General features: G+C 62.5%; 16 protein-coding genes. 6 read left to right on the top strand and 10 right to left on the bottom strand.

The window, feature by feature from the left end; all coding sequences use genetic code 11:
* Positions 1–30: 30 nt before the first annotated feature.
* The 6 genes from WMW70_RS04390 to WMW70_RS04365 all read right to left on the bottom strand — a co-directional run bounded on the left by WMW70_RS04390 (position 31) and on the right by WMW70_RS04365 (position 6,016).
* Positions 31–2,151 (bottom strand): LTA synthase family protein, encoded by a 2,121-nt coding sequence (locus WMW70_RS04390; RefSeq protein ID WP_341436273.1) that lies wholly within the window; start codon positions 2,149–2,151, stop codon positions 31–33.
* A 34-nt stretch (positions 2,152–2,185) separates the two neighbouring features.
* A complete protein-coding gene (locus WMW70_RS04385) occupies positions 2,186–2,581 on the bottom strand; it encodes a diacylglycerol kinase (RefSeq protein WP_341436271.1) in 396 nt (131 codons plus the stop codon).
* Positions 2,578–3,294 carry a lipopolysaccharide kinase InaA family protein gene (locus WMW70_RS04380; RefSeq protein WP_341436270.1) on the bottom strand — a complete coding sequence of 239 codons (717 nt, stop codon included), beginning with the start codon at positions 3,292–3,294 and terminating at the stop codon, positions 2,578–2,580. Before WMW70_RS04380 ends, WMW70_RS04385 begins: the two co-directional genes overlap by 4 nt.
* Positions 3,291–3,989 (bottom strand): class I SAM-dependent methyltransferase, encoded by a 699-nt coding sequence (locus WMW70_RS04375; RefSeq protein ID WP_341436269.1) that lies wholly within the window; start codon positions 3,987–3,989, stop codon positions 3,291–3,293. Before WMW70_RS04375 ends, WMW70_RS04380 begins: the two co-directional genes overlap by 4 nt.
* Before the next feature lie 82 nt (positions 3,990–4,071).
* On the bottom strand, positions 4,072–5,343 hold the full coding sequence (locus tag WMW70_RS04370; protein ID WP_341436268.1) for a sensor histidine kinase: 1,272 nt from the start codon (positions 5,341–5,343) through the stop codon (positions 4,072–4,074).
* Positions 5,333–6,016, bottom strand: coding sequence for a response regulator transcription factor (locus WMW70_RS04365; RefSeq protein WP_341436267.1), 684 nt, complete (start codon positions 6,014–6,016; stop codon positions 5,333–5,335). Before WMW70_RS04365 ends, WMW70_RS04370 begins: the two co-directional genes overlap by 11 nt.
* 106 nt (positions 6,017–6,122) lie before the next feature.
* Here WMW70_RS04365 and WMW70_RS04360 point away from each other — a divergent pair, with 106 nt between their 5' ends.
* The 4 genes from WMW70_RS04360 to WMW70_RS04345 are packed head-to-tail and all read left to right on the top strand — an operon-like array spanning position 6,123 to position 9,950.
* The gene (locus tag WMW70_RS04360) at positions 6,123–8,087 is read left to right on the top strand and encodes an LTA synthase family protein (protein WP_341436266.1); all 1,965 of its coding nucleotides are present in this window, start codon (positions 6,123–6,125) and stop codon (positions 8,085–8,087) included.
* Between the two features lie 50 nt (positions 8,088–8,137).
* Positions 8,138–8,881, top strand: a complete 744-nt coding sequence (locus WMW70_RS04355) for a phosphatase PAP2 family protein (RefSeq protein ID WP_341436265.1) — start codon at positions 8,138–8,140, stop codon at positions 8,879–8,881.
* Positions 8,881–9,561 (top strand): dual specificity protein phosphatase family protein, encoded by a 681-nt coding sequence (locus tag WMW70_RS04350; protein WP_341436264.1) that lies wholly within the window; start codon positions 8,881–8,883, stop codon positions 9,559–9,561. The genes WMW70_RS04355 and WMW70_RS04350 overlap by 1 nt, the downstream gene beginning before the upstream one ends.
* Positions 9,558–9,950, top strand: a complete 393-nt coding sequence (locus tag WMW70_RS04345) for a hypothetical protein (RefSeq protein WP_445942097.1) — start codon at positions 9,558–9,560, stop codon at positions 9,948–9,950. Before WMW70_RS04350 ends, WMW70_RS04345 begins: the two co-directional genes overlap by 4 nt.
* Before the next feature lie 92 nt (positions 9,951–10,042).
* Here the strand turns inward: WMW70_RS04345 and WMW70_RS04340 are convergent, their stop codons facing one another.
* Genes WMW70_RS04340 through WMW70_RS04330 form a run of 3 tightly spaced genes read right to left on the bottom strand, consistent with a single transcriptional unit; the run spans position 10,043 to position 13,643 of the window.
* Positions 10,043–10,966, bottom strand: coding sequence for an FAD:protein FMN transferase (locus WMW70_RS04340; protein WP_341436554.1), 924 nt, complete (start codon positions 10,964–10,966; stop codon positions 10,043–10,045).
* Complete coding sequence (locus WMW70_RS04335; protein WP_341436263.1) at positions 10,956–13,160, bottom strand: PepSY domain-containing protein; 2,205 nt, start codon at positions 13,158–13,160, stop codon at positions 10,956–10,958. Before WMW70_RS04335 ends, WMW70_RS04340 begins: the two co-directional genes overlap by 11 nt.
* A gap of 15 nt (positions 13,161–13,175) precedes the next feature.
* The gene (locus WMW70_RS04330; RefSeq protein WP_341436262.1) at positions 13,176–13,643 is read right to left on the bottom strand and encodes a DUF2271 domain-containing protein; all 468 of its coding nucleotides are present in this window, start codon (positions 13,641–13,643) and stop codon (positions 13,176–13,178) included.
* Positions 13,644–13,940: 297 nt separating this feature from the next.
* On the opposite strand from WMW70_RS04330, the gene WMW70_RS04325 reads away from it, so the two are divergent.
* The gene (locus WMW70_RS04325) at positions 13,941–16,310 is read left to right on the top strand and encodes a DNA polymerase II (RefSeq protein ID WP_341436261.1); all 2,370 of its coding nucleotides are present in this window, start codon (positions 13,941–13,943) and stop codon (positions 16,308–16,310) included.
* Between the two features lie 330 nt (positions 16,311–16,640).
* The gene (locus WMW70_RS04320) at positions 16,641–17,117 is read left to right on the top strand and encodes a cupin domain-containing protein (protein WP_341436260.1); all 477 of its coding nucleotides are present in this window, start codon (positions 16,641–16,643) and stop codon (positions 17,115–17,117) included.
* Positions 17,118–17,198: 81 nt separating this feature from the next.
* Here the strand turns inward: WMW70_RS04320 and WMW70_RS04315 are convergent, their stop codons facing one another.
* Entirely contained in the window at positions 17,199–18,101 is a 903-nt protein-coding gene (locus tag WMW70_RS04315; protein WP_341436259.1) for a DMT family transporter, read from the bottom strand.
* Positions 18,102–18,131 lie beyond the last annotated feature (30 nt).

Below are 18,131 nucleotides of genomic sequence, written 5' to 3'. Positions count from 1 at the left end.
GCGCAACCTGCCACGGCCCCAGGACACGGCTCATTTGCCGCGCACCGGGGCCAGCTTCGATGACAACTCCGCGACGTTCGCCCCCTGTGGCATAGCGTTGTTATCGACAACCCCGGTGGTATTACCCAGCAGGCTACTGGTGGCGGTTTGCAGATAGGCCTGCAGTTGCTGGCCGAGGCGCTGCTCCTGCGTCGGTGTCGTCAGGGGAAGCGCCTCGGCCTGCCGGCCAAGCCGATACTGGTAGCCACGTGCCGGCCCGCCCTTGGGCAGGACAAGGATGTGCTCGCCGCTGAGCATGGCCACGGTCTGGTCGCTACCGGAGGGTTTGATAATGGCAAAGCCGGGGTCGCTGGCGGGCAGGCTCAACAGATCACGCCCCCAGCACTGGTGGCGCACGGCACCGGGCAGGCGGCCCATGATGGTTGGCACTATATCGACCTGGCTGCCGACCCTGTCCTCGGTTGCGCCAAAGCTGTCCTGGATACCCGGCGCGATCAATAGCAGGGGCACATGGAAACGGTACAAGTCCATTTCCGTCAGTTGCTCATGGGCACCGAAGCCATGATCGCCCACCACCACGAACAGGGTGTTGTTGAAATAGGGCGCTTTGCGGGCTTTTTCAAAGAACTGGCCCAGGGCCCAGTCGGAATAACGCATGGCCGTCAGGTGCTGATCGAGCGAACCATGGCCCTGAACGCTGGCCACCGGCAGGGTATCCGGCAAGGCATAGGGCGTATGGTTGGAGAGCGTCTGCAACAGGGCGTAGAAGGGTTTCTCGGGGTCCTGTTTAAGCAGCTCTGCGGCGGCGCGGTCGAACATATCCTGGTCGGCTACGCCCCAGGTCGGATCGGACACCACCGGATCGACGAAATCATTGCGGCCAATAAAACGGGTCATGCCCTGGTTGCTGAAAAAGCCGCGCTGGTTGTCCCAGGCAAAGTCGCCGTTGTAGACATACAGGTCGTCGTAGTTGCGGGCGCTGAGTAGCTGCGCCAGGCCGGAAAACTGATGCCCGCCCTCCGGCGTCTGCATCAGGTACTCGAAGCCCGGCAGGTTGGGAAAGCAGGCCATGCTGGCGAACATGCCCTGGTGGGTATGGGTGCCATTGGCGAAGAAACGACGAAACAGCAGCCCCTGCTCGGCCAGGCGGTCGAAGTTCGGCGTGATGCCGGCCTCACTGCCAAGCGCGCCGACGAAGTGACCGGCAAAGCTTTCCATCAGGATCACCACCACGTTGCGCACTGGCAGGCGGGTGTCCGCGGGGGCCAGAAAATCCCGGCGCACCGCTGCGGTGTCCTGATCGACCAGTTGCTCGTGGTCTGTCAGCAACAGCTCGCGGGTCAGGGCTGTGGCCTGCTCGGCGGGCATACTGGGCTTCCAGATATTACTGCTGGTGTCCGCGTAGCGGCTCTTGGCCGCGGCATACAGGCTGAGCACGCCATTGAGCCCCAGGTGGTTGGCAAACACCGAGTCCGTGGTAAAAGCATCGCCCCAGCGCAGGGGCGGCCCCTGCCGCAAGGTGCCGCGCGCCGCCACTACCGACAGCACCACGCACAGCAGCAGTACCAGCCCATGCTGGAGTAGCGTGGTTATGGGGCGCGACACGCGCACTGCGGGGCTGGCACCACGGCTGTAGCGGTCGAGCCGACCCAGCAGAACAACCAGGCCGACGCTCAGCACCGCCCAGGCCAGCAGCAGGCGCAGTACCGGAAAGCCATACCAGAGCATGCTCAGCACGGTTGCCGGGTCTTCTTGCAGGTACTGGAAGACCAGGGCGTTGAGGCGCTGGTGAAATTCCTGGTAGAAATTCAGCTCGATCAACCCGAGCAGTATCACCAGGATGGCGCATGCCCCCAGCCACACGCGCTGCCAGCCGCGCCGCATCATGGCGTAAGGCCAGGCCAGCGCCAGGGTCAGCGGCGCGCAGATAAACACCACCAGGCGCAGGTCAAAGCGCACCCCATTGGCAAAGGCATGACCCAGGCTGAACAGACTCGTGTCGCCGATCAATTCACGGTTGAACAGCAGTAACGCCAGGCGCAGCAAGGACAACAGCAGTAGCAGCAACAGAGCGCTGGTGAACACAAAGGTCAGATGTTCGCGCAACCCTATCCGGGGTGTGGCGTCTGGGGCGGGTGGACGTTGGGTCATGCAGGGGCAGCCTTATAAGGTTGGCGAAAACGACTTACAACAGGATCAGTGCCCAGGTCAGAGCGATCATCGCCAGCGCCACGAACTGCGCCGCGCTGCCCATGTCCTTGGCTTGTTTCGACAGTGGGTGCAGGCTCAGGGAAATACGGTCCACGGTAGCCTCGATGGCCGAATTGAGCAGTTCCACGACCAGTCCCAGAAGCGGCACGAGCATCAACAAGGCACGCTCGCTGCGGGTCACATCGAGCCAGCAGGCAAGTGGCAGCAGCAAGCCATTGAGCAGCAGCAGCTGACGAAACGCGGCCTCACCGCAATAGGCCGCCCGCAGCCCCGCCAGCGAATAGCCTGCGGCATGCAGAATACGCACAAGCCCGCGGCGGCCCTTGAGCGACTGGGCATCCTGATCCTTGTGCAAGGCGTGGTCACTCATGGTCGCAACACCCCAGCAGGGCCGTGCACGGCTGATTGATAAGCCTGCAGCAGCACCGCCAGGTCGGCCTCGGGCATTGCGCCGCGATGGCGGGCCAACTGGCGCAGGTCATGCCGCGCGGCAGCTTTGCTACGCCAGCGACGGCGGCTTTTTTCCAGGTCGAGCAGGGCAATTTCGACCTGCACGTCGTCCTGCCGCCCGGTCTGGGCTTTGACAAAGATATGTTTGGCATAGCAACAGCCATGCTGCCAGCCCGCCTGGTGCAACCGCGCCAGGGTCGCCGCCAGTTGCTGCAGCATCGCGTGCCTGAACTCGGCGCTCGGCGTGCTGGCGTAGCATTGTTCCAGGCTGACAAAGCCCGGCAGCGCCTCGGTCACCAGCAGCGCCTGCCAATGGCCCTGCTGCCGGCGGGCGGCGCAATAGACGAGCTTCGGTGTTTTGACCCCGATGCGGGCCAGGGCGCGGTAGGCCTGCTGCTCACGCAATATGGTCGGACGGCCGAAGGGGTGCAGCAGCGAGCGATAGAGGTGTCCACTCTGGCGCTTGCAGTACAGCGGCGCATGGCTGGGCTCGCGCGGTTGCAGCAACTGCACTCCGCTTTCGCCACCACGCCGCTGGTTGGCCGGTTCCACCCAAGTGCCGGAGCTATGCCACCAACGGTCGAAATGGGTCGCAACCGGCAGGCTGGCGGTACGCGTGGAGAGCGTGTTCATGCGCGGGCCTCCTGTTTGCGCAGCACATAGGTGCGCCACATGGCATAGCCGGGGAGAAAATCCTGATGGCCGATGACCTGAAAACCCGCCTGTTTGAATTCGGCCTCAATCACCGCCCGGTCCACCACAAAGCGATTCTGGTTCTGCGTCGCCCGGCCCTCGGCGGCGCGGCGGCGCTCCAGACGCCGGCGTTTCCAGGCCTTGTAGTTGCCATCGACCCAGAGCGAAAGAATGACCGTATCGCGACTGACCCGATGGAACTCGCGCAGCATGGCCAGGCGATGCTCGGCGGATTCGATGTGATGCAGCAGGCGGATAGAGAAGATGCAGTCCACCGCATTGGCGCTCAGATCGATGGCAAACGCCGAAGTCTGAAAGGTATTGACCCGCGCCACCACCTCAGCCGGTTGCGCGGCGCGGGCGGTGGCGAGCATAGCGGCGGAGTTGTCAGCGGCCAGAATCACCCGATTCGGCTGCTCGGCCAAAAGTGGCCAGAAGCGCCCGGCACCACAGGGCAGATCCAGCACCAGGTTGGGCTCATCGGCCATTTTCAAGGCCTGCCGCGCCACCTGTACATCACGCCAATGGGACAAACTGCGGGCCAGTCCATCCCGATGCTTGTGCAGGTATTCCCAGGCATGGCCCTGATCGTACTTGCGGGAAAACTCGAGTTCGATGGGGCTGGGCTTGAGCATGGCGAGGCGTCCGGTAGAGGGTACGCTAGCCAGACTAAAGAGCGGGGCATCAACAGCCCGTCAAAGGGATGTGAAAAACTCGTTAAGCCGGCTTGATAAATGACAGCCTGAAACAGCTGCCGCCGCCCGCCGAGCTATGCAACGAAATCGTCCAACCCTGCTTGGCACAGATGCGTTTGACCAGCGACAGGCCCAACCCCAACCCTTCGCCACGGGCCTGGGTGCCCCGCACGAATGGCTGGAAGATCCGTTCCTGCTGCTCAAGCGCTATGCCCGGGCCGCTGTCCTCGACGCGAAAACCACCGGTTTCCAGCACCAGACGGACCGTGCCCTGCTCGGTGTAATGCAATGCATTGCGCAACAGGTTGGCCATCACGGCACGTAGAAAGGTGACGTTGTACAGACCGCTATCGCCCCCCTCCTCCACGCACTGGAAATCCAGGCCCTTGTCCTTGCACAGCCGCCCCCAACGATCCGCCTGCTCGGCAGCCACCTCGGCCAGGCTGCTATTGGCGACCAAAGCACTCTCGTTGACCTTATCCCGGGCCAGTTGCAGAAAGGTCTGCACCAGCTCGCGCATTTCCTCGCAGGCCCGGCCGATGCGCTCAACCTGCTCGCGCTCGCGGGGCGACAAAGCGGCCTCGGCCAGCAGTTCACAGGAGCTGGCGATAACCATCAGCGGGGTGCGCAGCTCATGGCTGACATCGCTGGTAAACAGCCGCTCGCGCTCCAGCGACTGACGCACCTGGCCCAGGGTGCTGTCGAAAGCCGCCGCCAATTGGCCAATCTCGTCATCGGGGTAGTCCGGGGCCAGAGGCGGGGCCAGAGCATGCAATTGATCGCGATGGCGCACCTGTTGGGCCAGGCGGCTGACCTGGGCCATGACCTTGCGCGCCATCACCAGGCCGAGCGCCCAGGCCCCGATCACGGTCAGCAGAAAACCCGCCAACACTACATTGAACAACGCCTGTTCACGGGCCTCGAATTCATGTTGCGCCTGCACCAGCAGATAGGTCTGGTTGTTGAGCTCTTGCACGTAGACATAGAACGCCTGATCACCATCCACGACTTCGTTGAAGCCTTCGTCCAGGCCCGAGAACTGCGGAGGTATGGCGTATTCGGGCAGGCTGGAGGCAAAGAATCGGGTGGCCGCATCCAGGCGTGGGGTACGCCCCTGGCGGAGATCCTCGTGCAGCACGGTGTTGATTTCACGCTGCATTTCCTCGGAAACCAGATTCTCCTCAATCAGGTGCACCACCGCCACGATGCTCAGGGAAAACACCCCGCTGACCAGGATGGTCATCAGGACAAAGGCGATCAGAATACGCCGGGCAAAGGGCTGTTTAGACGGCATTGGCAGACTCCGCCAGGCGATAGCCGACGCCATGCAGGGTATGCAGCAGCGGTGTGGCGAAGGGTTTATCCAGCACCTGACGCAGTTGATGGATATGGCTGCGCAGGCTGTCGCTGTCCGGGCAGTCATCGCCCCAGAGCGCTTCTTCCAGCGCTTCGCGGCGGACTACGGCGGGGCTCTTCTGCATCAGCACAGCCAAGAGTTTCAGCCCGATGGGGTTGAGCTTGAGCGGCTGGCCGGCGCGACTGACGTGCAGGGTATCGAGGTCATAAAGTAAATCGCCCACTTGCAGCTGGCGCTTACGGCTGCCCTGGCTGCGCCGCAGGATGGCTTGGATACGCGCCACCAGTTCGGAGAGGGCAAAGGGCTTGATCAGATAATCGTCAGCACCGGCCTGCAGGCCTTGCAGGCGGTCATCCAGGGCATCGCGGGCGGTCAGCATGAGTATCGGCACGTCATTCTGGCCATCTTCGCGCAGACGCTTGCACAGCTGATAACCGTCAATGCCGGGCAGCATGATGTCCAGCACGATCAGGTCATAGTGGCCGGTACTGGCCAGGTGCAAACCGCTCAAACCATCCTGGGCACAGTCAGCGGTAAACCCCTTGAGCTGCAGGTAGTCGAGGATGTTGGCCAGGATGTCGCGGTTGTCTTCGATGACTAGGATGCGCACAGGTCTATCTCTTCTCTGGTTTTGACACTTTCTTCACATCGCGTTGACGCGCGGCTCACAGGCCCTACAACAGACTTCGGCACGTTCATCCAGCAAGGATCATACGATGCCTCAGCTCCATTACGCCCAACTTCGTTACCTGTCCATCATTGTGCTGACATGGCTAGCGGTGTTCTTCCTGACGCGCAGCTTCTTGCTGGTCACTTCCCTGGCGGACACCCATGTCGGCCTGTTGCAACTGGTCGGCGTTTACGGCATTGGCCTGGCCTACGATTTGGGCTTTCTGCTTTATGCGATCCTGCCACTGACACTCTATCTGCTCTTGTGTCCAACCAGTCTATGGCGGCGGCGCTGGCACCAGCGGCTGTTACGTGGACTTGTGGGTATAAGCTTGTTCGCAATGTTGTTTACCGCGGTAGCCGAATGGTTGTTCTGGGATGAGTTCGGCGTGCGCTTCAACTTTATTGCCGTGGATTACCTGGTTTATTCGCAAGAGGTAATCAACAACATTCTCGAGTCCTACCCGATCTACCCCCTGATTGCGCTGCTCGCGGTTATCGCCACAGCCATCAGCGTTGCACTGCATAAATACCTGGAGGCGGCATTTAATGCGCCTCCCCTGCCCCGAGTGCGCGCTTACACAAGCCTGGCGATAGTGCTTTTGCTGGCCGGGCTGGATGGTCTTGCGATTGGTCAGGATACGCCCCGCGGCTTGGGCGGCAACACCTACCTGCGGGAGTTGGCCAGTAACGGGCCCTTTCAGTTCTTCGCCGCCTTCCGCAATAACGAACTGGACTACAAGCAGTTCTTTGCCACCTTGCCCAAGGCCGAGGTGGCCAGCCTGCTGCGCCAGGAACTCAGTGAACCGAATGCGCAGTTTATTGGCAGCGACCCGCTGGATATTCGCCGACGCATCGACAACCCCGGCCAGCCCAGGCGCTTGAATGTGGTGCTGGTGACCATCGAGAGCCTGAGTGCCAAGTACCTCGGCAGTTTCGGCGATAGCCGTGGCCTGACCCCCAACCTTGATCGGCTACGCCCCCAGAGTCTGGCGTTCAGCAACTTCTACGCCACTGGTACACGCACCGACCGCGGCCTGGAGGCCATCACCCTGTCGATTCCGCCAACCCCTGGGCGCTCCATCGTCAAGCGCATTGGCCGGGAGTCCGGTTACGGCAGCCTGGGCCAGCAGTTCAGCGCGCAGGGCTATGACAGCGTGTTTATCTACGGCGGGCGGGGCTACTTCGACAACATGAATGCCTTCTTCGGCGGCAACGGTTACCGCATCGTCGACCAGAGCAGCGTAGCCGAGGCGGATATACAGTTTCAGAACGCCTGGGGCATGTCCGATGAAGACGTCTACCAGCAGACCCTGAAAGTGGCCGATGCCGACCATGCCGCCGGCACGCCATTCTTCCTGCAGTTGATGACCACCTCCAACCATCGCCCCTATACCTATCCCGAGGGCCGTATTGATATTCCCTCCGGTGACGGCCGCGAAGGCGCGGTGAAATACACCGACTATGCGATTGGCCAGTTCCTCGCCCAGGCGCGCAACAAACCCTGGTTCAAGGACACGGTGTTTGTCTTCGTCGCCGACCACACCGCAGGTAGCGCCGGCAAGGAAGACCTGCCGGTGGCCAACTACCACATCCCACTGTTTATCTATGGCCCGGCGCATATCCAGCCCGACGAACTCAGCGTATTGGCCAGCCAGATCGATCTCGCGCCGACGCTGCTGGGTTTGCTCAATATCGACTATGTGTCGACCTTCTTCGGCCGCAACCTGCTGCGTGAAGACCATGCCCCAGGCCGCGCGCTGGTGGGCAACTATCAGCACCTGGGGCTGTTCGATGGCGACAGCCTGGCGATTCTCAGCCCACGCAAAAACATGCGCCGCCACGACGACGCTCTGGGCCTCAGCCATGAGTCATCCGCCGACAGCAACGATGCCCTGCTGCGCCGCGACATCGCCTATTACCAGGGGGCCAGCCATGCCTTCAAGAAACAGCTGATTACCTGGCACCCGGACGCCTCCTCGCCAGAGGGGCCGCGCCTGAGCAAACGCTAATCCACCACCTGTCCCGGCACTGCATGACAGTGCCTTATTGGAGCCTTGTCATGACGGTTATCGCGCCGCCGGTCTCGCGGTTTTTTGATTTTCGCCTGGGCCTGGGTATACCGCTGGCCCTGATGGTTCTGCTGTTGACTCTTGAACCCAGCGGGTTGGATTTCGCCCTGGCGCGGCTGTTCTATGAGCCGGGCCAGGGGTTTATCGGCCGGCATAGTTTCTGGCTGGAAGACATCCTGCATGACCGCGCCAAACAATTGGTAATCCTGTTCGGGGTGTTGGCCATCCTCGGCTTCGGCCTTAGCCTGCTGCCCCCGTGGCGTGCATGGCGGCGACCGATGGGCTTTCTGGTGTTGGCCCTGGGGTTGTCGACCAGCATTGTCCCCCCCTTGAAAAACCTCACCGCCGTGCATTGCCCCTGGAGCCTCAGCGAGTTTGGTGGCAGCGAAACCTTTACGCCGCTGCTGAGCCCGCGCGCGCCCACCGACAACCCCGGACGTTGCTGGCCGGGTGGTCATGCCTCATCAGGCTTCTCGTTGCTGGCGCTGTTCTTTGCCTTGCGCGACCGCCGCCCACGCGCGGCGCGGGTAGCGCTGGTACTGGCCTTGGGCCTGGGGGCGGTGTTTTCCCTCGGACGCATGATGCAGGGCGCGCACTTTCTCTCACACAACCTGTGGACATTACTGTTCGACTGGCTGATCTGCCTGCTTTGTTATCGCGGGCTGCTCTACCGCGCGCCCGCGCCGCAGCCCGCCAGGCAGATCGAGGCAAAATTGCTGGGAGGCGTGGAGTGATGCGTAACTTACTGTTGGTTGGTCGTCTGCTGCTGGCCACGCTGGTATTGGCAGTTGCACTGCTGGCATTGCCCATAAGCATGGCCTGGAGCGCGGTGCAGGCAGGCACGGGGATTGATTCCGTTGCGCGTCCGCAGACCTGGGCTCAACCGCTAGACCAGGGCCTGAATCTGTATCGCATGCAGCCAGACCTGTACCGCAGCGCCCTGCCCACCGCTACGGAGCTGCCACTTATCAAGGCGCTGGGGATTGTTACGGTGATCAATTTCTACCAGCGCGAGGATAGTGCCTGGCTGCACGACCCGCAGATACGTCAGATCCATCTACCTTTGCGCACCGACCGGATCGACGACAGCGATGTACTTGAGGTGCTGCGCAACATCCGCCAGGCCCAGGTCCGTGGTCCGGTGCTGATTCACTGCAAGCATGGACAGAACCGCACTGGGCTGATCGCTGCACTGTACCGCGTGGTTTACCAAGGCTGGAGCAAGCAGCAGGCCCTGGCGGAAATGCGCGGCGGCGGTTTTGGCGGCGAGCAGCGCCTGGGCGATGCCGAGCGCTACATGGCTAATGTCGATATCACCGAGCTGCAAACAGCGCTAAGCCAGGGTGCCTGCAGCACCAGCCCCTGGAGCCTGTGCATGGTAATGACCTGGTTTACTGAGAGGCTCAAGGGGTGAACGATCAGTCGATAGGCAGCAAAGGCCGCGCACGCCCTGGCGGCTGGCGCTGCGCGGCAGTCATCGTCAGCGTGCTGCTGCTCGGCGGCTGCCAAAGTACTCGGGAATGGATGCAGGCCGAAGGCTACCCACCAGTTTTTATTGATGGTTTCGAGGCGGGCTGTAGCAGCGGCCGGCAAGCGGCGGGAGCACTCGATAGCTTTCGCAAGGATGTGCCGCGCTACCTGCAACAACCCGAGTATGCACAAGGCTGGGACGACGGATTCCGCCAATGCCAAGCCGCCCTGGAAAGTGCCATTGAATTGAAGCTACGAAACAACGATAAGCGCGATAGCGACTGGCGCGAGCATGTTGATCAGGCGATGGCTAAAGCGCTGCGGCGCAGCTGAAGCAGGGTACGGATTGGTAGCCCCAGCCCTGACAGCTTCGGCTCGGTTGGCCACGCAGCGGCCAACGTCAGGCCACTAGAGATCGCCTGCTGTCAGAGCCCAACCGTCACCTCGCGCAGCACATCCCCATCGCGAATCACAAAAATCGCGCTCAAGCCTTGGGCCCTGGCCAGCTGCGCACCACGCTGCACACCCAGCACCATCAGCGCGGTGGCCCAGGCATCGGCGTACATGCAACTGGTGCAAAGCACCGATACCGAAGCGAGCACCGAACTCAGCGGCGCGCCGGTGTGGGGATCCATGGTGTGCGAGAACACCAGGCCCTCGCGCTCACGCCATTGTCGGTAGTCGCCCGAGGTCGCAATAGCGGTGTTGCTCAGCTCCAGTGAACCGAGCACCTCACGGCGTCCCTTGACGGGTTTCTCCAGGGCAATACGCCAATCACTGCCGTCACCTTTCACGCCCTTGGCCCGCATCTCCCCGTCAATGCCCACCAGGTATGACTCCAGGCCATTGCGGTCGAGGCAACGGGCTAGCTGGTCGACGGCAAAGCCCTTGGCGATGCCATTGAGATCCAGGGTAACCGGCGCATGCTTGCGTACCCGGCAATTGCCCGGATCGATTTCCAGCACTGCGCGCGCACTGGGCTGTTTGCCGGGCAAGGCGGCGGCCGGCTGCTGGGGGCCAAAGCCGCAGGCATTGACCAGCGCACCAACGCCAATTTCAAACGCACCAGCCGAGTCTTCGCTGATACGCAGCGCGCTGATCAGCACCCACAACAACTCCTCGGGCACGCTCAGCCACTCGCCGCAGACGGCCCCATTGAGCTGCATCAGGTCAGACTCGGGCTTCCAGGTCGACATCTGCTGGTCGACCTGGTCCACCGCCAATTGCAGCTGTCCAGTCAAGGCGGCCAGGTCGAGGCCGCTGGCGCTATACAGCACCGCACTGAAGCGCGTGCCCATGGTCGCACCGCTAAGGCTGAAGCGCTGCAGCGCCTGGGGCTCAGTAGACATCTTCACGATAACGTCCTTGCAGCCTGAGCTGCTCGATAGTGGAACCCAGCTGCAGCAGCAGCGGCTCTATGACCGCGCGGACCCCGGCGGCCATCTCCCGTGACCCGCAGACCAGCACCTGCGCGCCCTGTTGCAACAGCCTCGTCAGTTCACCGGCGTCCTGTCGCAGGCGATCCTGCACATACATGGGCTCGGCAGACTCGGAGAACGCCAGCCCCAGCTTGGTCAGGCGATGGTCAGCCAGGTACTCGCTTAACTCCGCTTCATAGAGGAAGTCCGACTGGGCATTGCGACCCCCCCAGTACAGGTGCAGCGCACGCTGTTTGGCATTCTTGCGCACGAAACCAATCAAGGGGGCCAGCCCTGCTCCCACCCCGACCAGAATCAGCGGGTGCTGCCCAGCTGTCGGACGAAAATCGGCATGGGGCTGGATAAAGCCTTCGATACATTCCCCCACCTGCAGCTGATGCAGGCGCGTTGAGCAGAGCCCGCCGGCCTGTTTGCGCACGCAGATTTCCAGGGCAGCGTCTTCATCACCACTGGCAATCGAGTAATAGCGCGCGGGCAAGCCACTGCCCGGGCTGACGGCCAATAGATCGCCCGGCGCAAAACGGCTGCGGCGCGAGCGCAACCAGCCGCGCGACTGCCGCGGCATAACGGCAAAGCGCAGGATGGCAGCCGGTGACTCGCTGTTCTCGCCGTAGACCTTGCGGCTCAGCAGTTGCAGGGTTTGCGGGTTTTCATGGGCCACTTCCTGGCGAAAGCGCAGGCGAATAGCCAGTTGCTGGCCGAGCTTTTCCGCCCACTGATTGAGCGCATCCAGCGAATTACGGTCGATGCAGTGCAGGGGCAACAACGCCGGCAAACCCTGTTGCTGCAGGCCTTGCTCAACTTCACGGGCGTAACCGCAGAAAGACTGGAAGCGGGAGTCACCAAAGCCCAGCAGTGCAACCTGCAGCCCGCTGCCCAGTTGGCTCTGCTGCAAACGCGGGAGAAACTCGCGGGCCGAATCCGGTGCCTGGCCATCACCGTAGGTCGAAGTAAGCAGCAGCATCTGCCGGGCCTGGGGGTAACGCGGCTGCAGCTGATTCATGCTGGCGCAATGCACCTGCAGGCCCTGCGCGCGCATTTGCTCATAGAGCTGCCGCGCATAGCCCCAGGTGGCCCCACCCTGACTGCCAACCAGAATAATGATGTCCGCCCGGTTGGCCGGCGTATTGCCGCGCAGCGTGGCCGCCTGACGCTTGCGCCGCCACCAGGCCAGTAAACCGGTAGCGCCGAGAAACACCACACACAGGCTGGCTGCGCTCAGGATCAAGGCCCAGAGAGGCGAGTGCGCACCGGTATGCAACTCGTAGAAGGTTTCATAGAGGCGCGCGGCGAATCCGTGGGGCTGGTAACTGATCCACTGCCCGGTGCTGGCATTGACCAAGCCTGCACCTGAGGTCGTGCGCAACAAGAAGTAGTTGGCCTGCTCGGGGTCGCTGGGAAACTCCAGCTCGCGCAGGTCCTGCAGCGCGATATTGCGCAGTGCGGACAGGCTGCCCAGTTCGGCTGCCGGCGCGCTATAGCTGGCCTCTGGATAGGTCGGCTCGGCACCTTCACCGTCACCCAGCAGCCCCTGGCTGTTGGCAAAAATATAAAGCCCGCTTACGGCAACAATCGCCAGCACAGGCAAGGCCCAGCGCGACACCACCGTATGCCAATGGGCAAGCCCCTGGCCGGCGGGAATCGGCAGCAAGAGCTGAGACCAGCCCCCCAGCCGACGCGCCAGCAGCCAGCTGCCCGTTGCCACCAGCAACAGCAAGGCCAGGGCCGAAAAACCGCTCAACCAGCGGCCAAAATCACCCAGGAACAACTCACGGTGCAGCTTACGCACCCAGCTGAGGGCCGGCGAAGGCTGGTAAGGCGCGATAACCGCGCCCGTAGCCGGATCAACCAGCACGACGTCGCTCGCACCGTTATTGCTGAACGCGACCCGCAACTCGCCACTGGGTGCGCGTTCGATACGCTCGACACCCGGCACCTGTTCGGCGACAAGCCCTGCCACCGCAGCCACGCTCTGCCCGTTGCCAGGTGCCGCGCGCAGATGATCGACAAGTGTGCTGCCGGATAAAACCAGGCCCGTGGCGGCGGACAGCATAAGCAGGATGCCCAGGGCCAGACTGAGCACAACATGAGTGCGTTGCAGCATGTGCGTGCTCCGGGATCAGAACTGGTAACGGAAACTGTCGACATATCCTGTCGAACTGCCGCGGGCTTCAGTAGCCTGGCCGGTCAGCGGCACAGTGATTTCGGCACGGTTGTCACGCTTATCCTCGACGGCCGTATCGATACGAACTTGATAGCCGGCATCAATCAGCGCGTCCTCCAGTTCCACCACCACCTCCAGCGTCTCACCGCTGCCGACACTGGCCCCCGTGAGCCCGTCGTACTCGGCCGCCTTGTTGCCCGCCCGCGCCCAGTCACGCAGATGCTTGTAGTACTTGGCTTTCTTGCCAGCCACCCAGAGTGTGCGTTGATAGCTACCTTCGGCATCGGTGACATATATCGCCAGGTAAGCCTCGTTACCGCGGTACTCCTTGAGGGTGGTCTGCAGGGTGATTTCACGGGCCTGTGCCAAGGCGGGAAAAGCGGCCACACCGGCAAGGGCCAGGGCGAAAGCTGTGTTGTTCATGATCAATCTCTCCAGTAGGAATGACGCAACCCTAGCGCCCTCGCCTGAAGCCAAGCTGAAGCCAATAAAACGCCTGCTTAAGGCCCCCTTAAGCTTGTTCTGAGCGCCGCCATTGCAGCTGCGGAGGCCTCGCCTGGTATGGCTCAAAGCCCATTCAGCAGCCATTTATCCAGCGGTGCCTGGAGAACACCTTCAGCGGGCCTGCTGCCTCTCGATGGGCAGCGGCCCGAGAGGCGCGCACCGGCAGGCAATGCCACGTAGAATCACCGCCCTGGCATGTTTTGAGGTGATACCGCGGTGGACTTACAACAGGGCTTTCTGCTGACCCGGCACTGGCGTGATACGCCGGCAGGGACGCAGGTGGAGTTCTGGCTGGCCACCGATAACGGCCCACGTCTACTGCGCCTGCCCTATCAGCCCTCGGTGGCCTTTATTCCGGCAGAGCAGCGCGAGCAAGCCGAAGCGCTATTAAGCAAAGAGCGCGGCGTCGAGCTGCGCCCGCTGGGCCTCAAGGATTTTCACCAGCGCCCGGTGCTGGGCCTGTATTGCCAGCAGCATCGCCAGCTGATGGATATCGACAAGCTGCTGCGCCGTGCCGGCGTTGAGGTATTCGAGGCCGATGTGCGCCCGCCGGAGCGCTACCTGATGGAGCGCTTTATCACCGCACCACTGCTGTTTGCGGGCACGCCCGACCCGAGCGGCAATGGCCTGCTGCTGGATGCGCAGATCAAGCCCTGCAGCGACTACCGACCACGCCTCAAGCTGGCCTCGCTGGATATCGAAACCAATGCCTTCGGCGAGCTGTACTCGATTGCCATCGAAGGCTGCGGCCAGCGCAATGTGTATATGCTCGGCCGCACGCCCGAGCAGCCGCCGGCCGTGGATTTTCAGCTGGAATATTGCGCCAGCCGGGGCCAGCTGCTCGAACGCCTGAACGGCTGGATGGCGCAGCACGATCCCGACGCCATCATCGGCTGGAACCTGGTGCAGTTCGACCTGCGCGTGCTGCACCAGCACGCGCGCAGCCTGGCCATCCCTCTTCGCCTGGGCCGCGATGGCAGCGAGATGCAGTGGCGCGAGCATGGCAGCCGCAACGGCCACTTTTTCGCCGACGCCGCCGGCCGTTTGATCATCGACGGCATCGAGGCGCTGCGTTCGGCGACCTGGAGCTTCCCCTCGTTCAGCCTGGAAAACGTCGCGCAAACCCTGCTCGGCGAAGGCAAGGATATCTCCACGCCTTACCAGCGCATGGACGAAATCGACCGCATGTTCCGCGAGGACAAACCGGCTCTGGCGCGCTACAACCTGCGCGACTGTGAGCTGGTCACGCGGATCTTCGCCAAGACCGCGATCCTCGACTTCCTGCTGGAGCGCGCCACCGTCACCGGCCTGCCCGCCGACCGTAACGGCGGCTCGGTGGCGGCCTTCGAGCACCTGTATATGCCGCTGATGCACCGCCGCGGTTTTGTCGCGCCGAACCTGGGCGACAACCCGCCGCAAGCCAGCCCCGGCGGCTTCGTCATGGAGTCGCAGCCGGGGCTGTACGAGTCGGTACTGGTGCTCGACTACAAGAGCCTCTATCCGTCAATTATTCGCAGCTTTCTGATTGACCCGGTGGGGCTGATCGAAGGCCTGAGCCAACCGGACGATGCGCACTCGGTGCCGGGCTTTCGCGGCGCGCGCTTCTCCCGCACTCAGCATTGTCTGCCGAGCATCGTCGAGCGCGTATGGCAGGGCCGCGAGGCCGCCAAGCGCGAGCACAACGCGCCGCTGTCGCAGGCGCTGAAGATCATCATGAACGCCTTCTATGGGGTACTCGGTTCCAGCGGTTGCCGCTTTTTCGATACGCGCCTGGCCTCCTCCATCACCCTGCGCGGCCACGAGATCATGGCCCGCACCCGCGCGCTGATCGAGGCCGAGGGCTATGCGGTGATTTACGGCGATACCGACTCCACCTTCGTCTGGCTCAAGCGCCCGCAAGCCCAGGAGGATGCCGCGCAGATCGGTCGCGCCCTGGTGGCCAAGGTCAATGCCTGGTGGCGCGAGCATCTGCACCATGAGTACGGCCTGCAAAGCGCTCTGGAACTGCAGTTCGAAACCCACTACAGCCGCTTTCTGATGCCGACCATCCGCGGTGCAGAGGAAGGCAGCAAGAAGCGCTATGCCGGGATGGTGACGCACGCCGACGGCAGTCATGAAATGGTCTACAAGGGCCTGGAAACCGTGCGCAGCGACTGGTCGCCGCTGGCCCAGCAGTTCCAGCGCGAGCTGTACGAGCGGATCTTCCTCAACCAGCCATACCAGGCTTATGTGCGCGACTATGTCGAGCGCACCCTGAATGGCGAGCTGGATGAGCTGCTGATCTACCGCAAACGCCTGCGCCGCAAGCTGACCGACTATGAGCGCAACGTGCCGCCCCATGTGCGCGCCGCGCGCCTGGCCGATGAATACAACACCCTGCACGGCCGCCCGCTGCAGTACCAGAATGGCGGCTGGATCAGCTATGTGATCACCACCGCCGGCCCGCAACCGCTGGAAGCGCGCAGCGCCGCCATCGACTACGACCACTACCTGACCCGCCAGCTGCAGCCGGTGGCCGATGCCATATTGCCCTTTGTCGACGACGACTTCGCCACCCTGATCGGCGGGCAGCTGGGGCTGTTCTAAAGACGTTTGCGCGATGCGGGCCAAATGGTGGATGAAAAGAGCGTCATCCACCCTACGGCTCTATGTCTCGCGGGCCTCCACCTCCATCGCGCCGACAAGCGCAGCGCAACCGGGATGACGCGCCTCCCAGGCGCAACCCGGCAGTACCTGCTTGCGCTCATATTTGGCCGTTATAAGCCTGTGCTGAATAGGTCTATCCAGAGGGCCAATCTCGGCTAACGTCATCTATGTAAGCTGATCGCACAGAGTTCCCTGTGACGGCCATCTGTTTCCCTCTGTCGCGATAAGCCCTGCCCTCACGTTGTTCCAGCCGGACAAGAGGAAACCATGATGAACACTTTTAAACCCGTCGCTGTAGCCCTGGCATTGCTCGGCGGCTTATGCCTGGCCTCCACCACCCTGGCGGAGGATTCAGGATTTATTGCGGCTACCCCGTCAGACCTGCAATGGACCCCTGCGCCGTCAGTAGGCCCCGGCGCGATGATCGCCGTGATCGAAGGCGACCTGAAAGCCGCCGAGCCCTTTACCTTCCGCCTTAAGGTGCCGGCAAACTCGAATATCGGCGTGCACACCCATCCGCTCGCCGAGCGCGTGACCGTTATCTCGGGCACTTTCTATTTTGCCACCGGCGACAAGTCCGACCCGGCCATGGTCAAGGCTTACCAACCGGGCGATACCCTGATCATTCCCGCGGGGATGCCGATGTTCGCCACCACCCGGGATCAGGAAGTCATCGTTCAGGTACATGGCGTCGGCCCCTGGGGCCTCAGCTACCTCGACCCGGCGGACGACCCGAGAAATCACTAGTCCGGACTATGCCGGCTGAATAGCCTCACGCAGCGCCGGGGGCAACAACCCGGCGCTATGGGCCGGCAGAGAAAGGCGCAGCTAACCCTGTGCGCTAGCCACGGTTGCAGGTATCGCCTTGGGCTTACGAAATACCAGCACATTGCCCAGCATCACCAGTACCAGACCGAACAGCGCCGGGGCGGTCCACTGGTAGCCCTCGACAAACACCGAGATATTCAGCGCCACCACCGGGAACAGTACGGTGCAGTAGGCTGCACGTTCCGGGCCCATGCGCCCGACCAGGGTCAGGTAGGCGGTAAAGCCGATTACCGAGCCGGGAATCGCCAGGTACAGCAGAGTGCCGACGTAACGGGTATTCCACTCAAAGCCGAACGGCGTGCCACTGACCAGACAGATCGCCACCAGCATCAGCGCGCCATAGAGCATGCCCCAGGCGTTGGTGGTCAGCGGCTTGAGGCCGGCCTTCTGCTGCAGGCTAGAGAGCAGATTGCCGGCAGAAAAACACAGGGTGCCGATCAGCGCCAGGCCGATGCCCAGGAGGGTTTCATGGCTGGCCTCCTGCCCGGCCAGTTCCGGCCAGAACAGCAACGCCAGGCCGCCCAAGCCCAGCGCACCACCGGCCAGCACATTGGCAGCGATCTTCTGCTTGAAGAACAGCCGCGCGTTGATCGCATTCCACAGCGTCGCGGTGGAGAAGATCACCGCCACCAGGCCGCTGGGGATCCACTGGCTGGCGGTGTAGAAGCACATAAAGTTGATACAGAACAGGCACAGCCCCTGCGCCAGGCAGATCAGTTGGCCGCGCTTATCGAGTTTCTGCAGGCGGCCGCTGAGCAGCAGGATGGCGAACAACACGGCGGAGGCCAGGGCGAAGCGGTAGGCGATGGAGGCGGCAATCGCCACTTCGCCCAGTTGTAGCTTGAGGGCGATCCAGGTGGTGCCCCAGATCAGTACGGTCAATAGATAGAGCGACAGGTTCATCAACAGACTCCCGATAACAAGCCTGAAGTC

The organism is Pseudomonas sp. XK-1 (assembly GCF_038069885.1).
Classification (GTDB): Bacteria; Pseudomonadota; Gammaproteobacteria; order Pseudomonadales; family Pseudomonadaceae; genus Aquipseudomonas.
Note: the sequence above shows the minus strand (reverse complement) of the source record. Positions and strands in the feature narration are given on the sequence as shown.

Bases quoted from the DNA above. Each gene is read 5' to 3' on its own strand.
- WMW70_RS04350 (WP_341436264.1), top strand. From the start codon at position 8,881: ATGCGTAACTTACTGTTGGTTGGTCGTCTGCTGCTGGCCACGCTGGTA.
- WMW70_RS04330 (WP_341436262.1), bottom strand. From the start codon at position 13,643: ATGAACAACACAGCTTTCGCCCTGGCCCTTGCCGGTGTGGCCGCTTTT.
- WMW70_RS04380 (WP_341436270.1), bottom strand. From the start codon at position 3,294: ATGAACACGCTCTCCACGCGTACCGCCAGCCTGCCGGTTGCGACCCAT.
- WMW70_RS04355 (WP_341436265.1), top strand. From the start codon at position 8,138: ATGACGGTTATCGCGCCGCCGGTCTCGCGGTTTTTTGATTTTCGCCTG.
- WMW70_RS04360 (WP_341436266.1), top strand. From the start codon at position 6,123: ATGCCTCAGCTCCATTACGCCCAACTTCGTTACCTGTCCATCATTGTG.
- WMW70_RS04320 (WP_341436260.1), top strand. From the start codon at position 16,641: ATGAACACTTTTAAACCCGTCGCTGTAGCCCTGGCATTGCTCGGCGGC.
- WMW70_RS04390 (WP_341436273.1), bottom strand. From the start codon at position 2,151: ATGACCCAACGTCCACCCGCCCCAGACGCCACACCCCGGATAGGGTTG.
- WMW70_RS04385 (WP_341436271.1), bottom strand. From the start codon at position 2,581: ATGAGTGACCACGCCTTGCACAAGGATCAGGATGCCCAGTCGCTCAAG.
- WMW70_RS04375 (WP_341436269.1), bottom strand. From the start codon at position 3,989: ATGCTCAAGCCCAGCCCCATCGAACTCGAGTTTTCCCGCAAGTACGAT.
- WMW70_RS04340 (WP_341436554.1), bottom strand. From the start codon at position 10,966: ATGTCTACTGAGCCCCAGGCGCTGCAGCGCTTCAGCCTTAGCGGTGCG.
- WMW70_RS04370 (WP_341436268.1), bottom strand. From the start codon at position 5,343: ATGCCGTCTAAACAGCCCTTTGCCCGGCGTATTCTGATCGCCTTTGTC.
- WMW70_RS04335 (WP_341436263.1), bottom strand. From the start codon at position 13,160: ATGCTGCAACGCACTCATGTTGTGCTCAGTCTGGCCCTGGGCATCCTG.
- WMW70_RS04315 (WP_341436259.1), bottom strand. From the start codon at position 18,101: ATGAACCTGTCGCTCTATCTATTGACCGTACTGATCTGGGGCACCACC.